The organism is uncultured Duncaniella sp. (assembly GCF_910578445.1).
GTDB lineage: Bacteria > Bacteroidota > Bacteroidia > Bacteroidales > Muribaculaceae > Duncaniella.
Map to the genome: position 1 here is coordinate 1 of NZ_CAJTQC010000057.1, position 3,112 is coordinate 3,112.

The 3,112-nt window shown below is 47.4% G+C and carries 4 protein-coding genes; 3 read left to right on the forward strand and 1 reads right to left on the reverse strand.

Annotated elements, in window-relative coordinates:
* The 3 genes from QZ311_RS12190 to QZ311_RS12200 all read left to right on the forward strand — a co-directional run.
* The coding region (locus QZ311_RS12190; RefSeq protein ID WP_297068477.1) for a relaxase/mobilization nuclease domain-containing protein at window positions 1-635 on the forward strand (635 nt) is incomplete at its 5' end.
* A gap of 18 nt (window positions 636-653) precedes the next feature.
* Complete coding sequence (locus tag QZ311_RS12195) at window positions 654-1,412, forward strand: hypothetical protein (RefSeq protein ID WP_297068480.1); 759 nt, start codon at window positions 654-656, stop codon at window positions 1,410-1,412.
* A gap of 97 nt (window positions 1,413-1,509) precedes the next feature.
* Window positions 1,510-2,022, forward strand: a complete 513-nt coding sequence (locus tag QZ311_RS12200; RefSeq protein ID WP_297068482.1) for a hypothetical protein — start codon at window positions 1,510-1,512, stop codon at window positions 2,020-2,022.
* Window positions 2,023-2,089: 67 nt separating this feature from the next.
* Here the strand turns inward: QZ311_RS12200 and QZ311_RS12205 are convergent, their stop codons facing one another.
* Window positions 2,090-3,019 (reverse strand): site-specific integrase, encoded by a 930-nt coding sequence (locus tag QZ311_RS12205; protein WP_297068484.1) that lies wholly within the window; start codon window positions 3,017-3,019, stop codon window positions 2,090-2,092.
* Window positions 3,020-3,112: the final 93 nt, after the last annotated feature.

Genomic DNA, 3,112 nt, shown 5'->3' on the forward strand with positions numbered 1-3,112 from the left:
ATATTGTCTATAATCGAGTGGACAATGACGGCAAATGTGTTAGCGACAGCTTTGAGTATTATCGCAACAACGAAATCTGCGACGAGATGAAAAAGAAGTACGGTCTGACCTACGGTGAGAACAAAGACCATGTGAAAACACATCGTCTGCAAGGACGGTCGAAGACACGTCAGGAGATATATCTTGCCATTCAAGCCGCCAAGAAATCGGCAAAAGACTGGACTACTTTTCAGCGCGAACTCGCACAAAAAGGTGTAACGGTAAGGAAGAAATTCCGACGTGGTTCTACCGAAGTCGAGGGACTCTCTTACATCAAAGACGGTCAGAAATTCAAGGCTTCGCAGATTGATCGCGACGGCAGATGCTCTTACAATGTCATCTGCAAGGCACTCGACCGAAACAAGAACCGTCAGTCCCAGCCGGCATCATCATCACCACAACCGATGCGACAGCAACCTAAACAGGAGCCGAGTGCCGCAGCAAAAATCATCGAAGCCGGAGCCGATATGGTCGAAGGTCTCGGAAACACACTCGGTGGCATCTTCCAAGTCGGACCTGCCTACGACCCGGAAGAGGAGGAATTCATCCGTAAGATGAAACGCCGTCCAAAGAAAAAAAGAGGCAGAAGTCTTTAATTTCAAAAACTCAAAAACATGAAAGAAAATTTTGAAAATTCCCCGGAGAATATTCTCCAGAACATCGCTGATGACCTCAGCACAATCACCGGTACGTGTACCGAAATCAAGGAATCGCAGCTCAACTGCGCCACTGCCGACGACATCAAAGAGTATGCAGAAAAAGTCGAGAACATACTCCAAGAGGGTGTCATCCCGGCAGTCAACAAGGTGAACGAACTGATAAAGAATCCACCTACCTACAATATCGAGATGAAGACCGACGGGCTGGCAGAAAACATCAAAAATGGACTTTCCGAAGCCGTCAAAACAGACCTTTACAAAAGCGTTGACAAGGTGATTAAGGACGGTATCAGCTCGACATACGCTCAATCGGTAAGCTATCTGAAGAATGCGGTCAATGACCTTCGCTACGAAGTTAACCGCATAATCAGCGGACACTGGTGGCTGGTAATGCCCAAGTGGGCAAAAATCACGGCTATCGTCTCGGTTCTCGCAGCCATAGGATTTGCTATCGGATTCTTCTACATGGTATCAGAAAATCAGAAATACCTGAAGGTTGAATGGCTCTATCGTTACGAGCGCATGAGCTACAATGCGGACGGTATCCGGGATATGATGCTCCGCGAAGAAGCGATGATGGTTGGTTCCAAGCAGGAGCAGGACAGCATCAAGGCTTTGACTGTCCAGCTTGAACGCCGCAAACACGCCGAGCGTACCCAAGTCTATTTCCGTCCTTCCGATTCATGGACACCGGAGTCAAAATCAATCTGGTAAGCATGAAAATTAACCGACTTTTGAATCTCGCAATCGAGGCAACTGCTTCAAAAAATGCGCCTGATTCTACAATGTTTCACTCTCAAAAAACGAAAAAATGACAGCACTCAACAACCTCAACCAGCTCCTCTCTCGTGTGAAAAACATCTTTAGCCGCAAGGCTTCACCGGCGACTGACACAACCCCCAACGCGGAGCCGCCTACCGACCTTTCGGTCGTAAGCGACCCTCGGCTAAAAGCAGCCCTCGCCGACATCGAGAAATATCTTCGCGACAATTTCGGCACTCCGACTGCGAAGCTCCGCTATAAGGACTACGCCAACGGCACAAGTCTTACCTCGGAAGATGCAACCTTTGCTGTGTCGCTCGTAATCCTAACGACCACTGGCGGAGCCGCCCATCTCCCCGACAACGTGCTACTGCTCGGCGGAGTCACCTCGACCAACGATGTAAAATGGCTCGCCGCCGAAATGAGAAAGTTCACCAACGTTCTCATGCAGCTCTGCCCCAAGCACCGCATCCAGCACCTCGCCTTCGCCTTCGACAAGTCCGAGAGTAACGATCCCCACATCGTCAAAGAAGCCGACGTCACCTGCCTCCGCCTCTACTAAACCCTGAATGTAGCCCGACAGAAGTATCATATATGATATCTGTCGGGCTTGTTTTTATCAGTCCATATCAGCTTTTACCAAGTGATTTGAACATCTTAGTGATACAACGCTTCTTTTGCTCCATATTTGGATGAACATAGAGGTTGAGAGTAGTTGAGATGTCAGAGTGACCTAAGAGGGCACTAACTGTTTTGTAATCACAGTTACTCTCAATGCAACGAGTGGCGAATGAGTGGCGGAGTCCGTGAAACTTGATTGCCGGGATATTGAGCGTTTTCATCAGGCGCTTATAATACGCACGATATGTACGTGGCTCTATAGGCTTACTATCGTTGGATATTACATAGAATCCGGTATTGACCACTTTCATCAGTGGCTTGATAAGCGCGAGAGCTTCGGCACTGAGAGGGATTTCGCGAACAGAGTTCGGTGTTTTGGGGTCGTTAATAACCAGCTCTGTGTGTTTCTTTTCCCCATCGAGAATATAGATGCGTTCTATGGTACGCCGTACTTGAAGTGTTCCGGTCAGTGTGTCTAAATCTTCCCAGCGCAATGCGCAAATTTCTCCGATACGAAGTCCTGTGGTGAGACACAAGTAGATACCAAGAGCACGGAATGAGAAGTTTGCCTTTATATGGTCAAGGATTTTCTTGTGGTTGGCTATGGTCAGGACCTCTATTTCCGAAGGCGTGGAGATGGTAGGATATTTAATATCCCACTCCGCATGGTCAATCCACTTGTGCTTGACTCCATGCTTCATTATCATTTTCAGAACGATAAGAATGTCCTTGATGGTCTTGACTGAAAGTCCTGAGTTAATCTTCTCAAGTACGAAGGATTGAACGATTGGTTCATTCAGTTCGGTCATGTCGCCAAAGTATGGCAACAGATGGTTTTCAAGCGTCAGCATATATGCAGCGAATGTTGAGCGCTTGACATACGGTCGCTTTTGCTCTTTCCAAGCTTCCGCAATTTCTCTGATAGTCAGATGCGTCATAGTGTTAATATTATTGGTTATTTAAAAACTTAGAGAAATAATATAACCAATGTTCCACCTTTGCGCTTCCCCGGCTTCACAGACGAGTGGAAA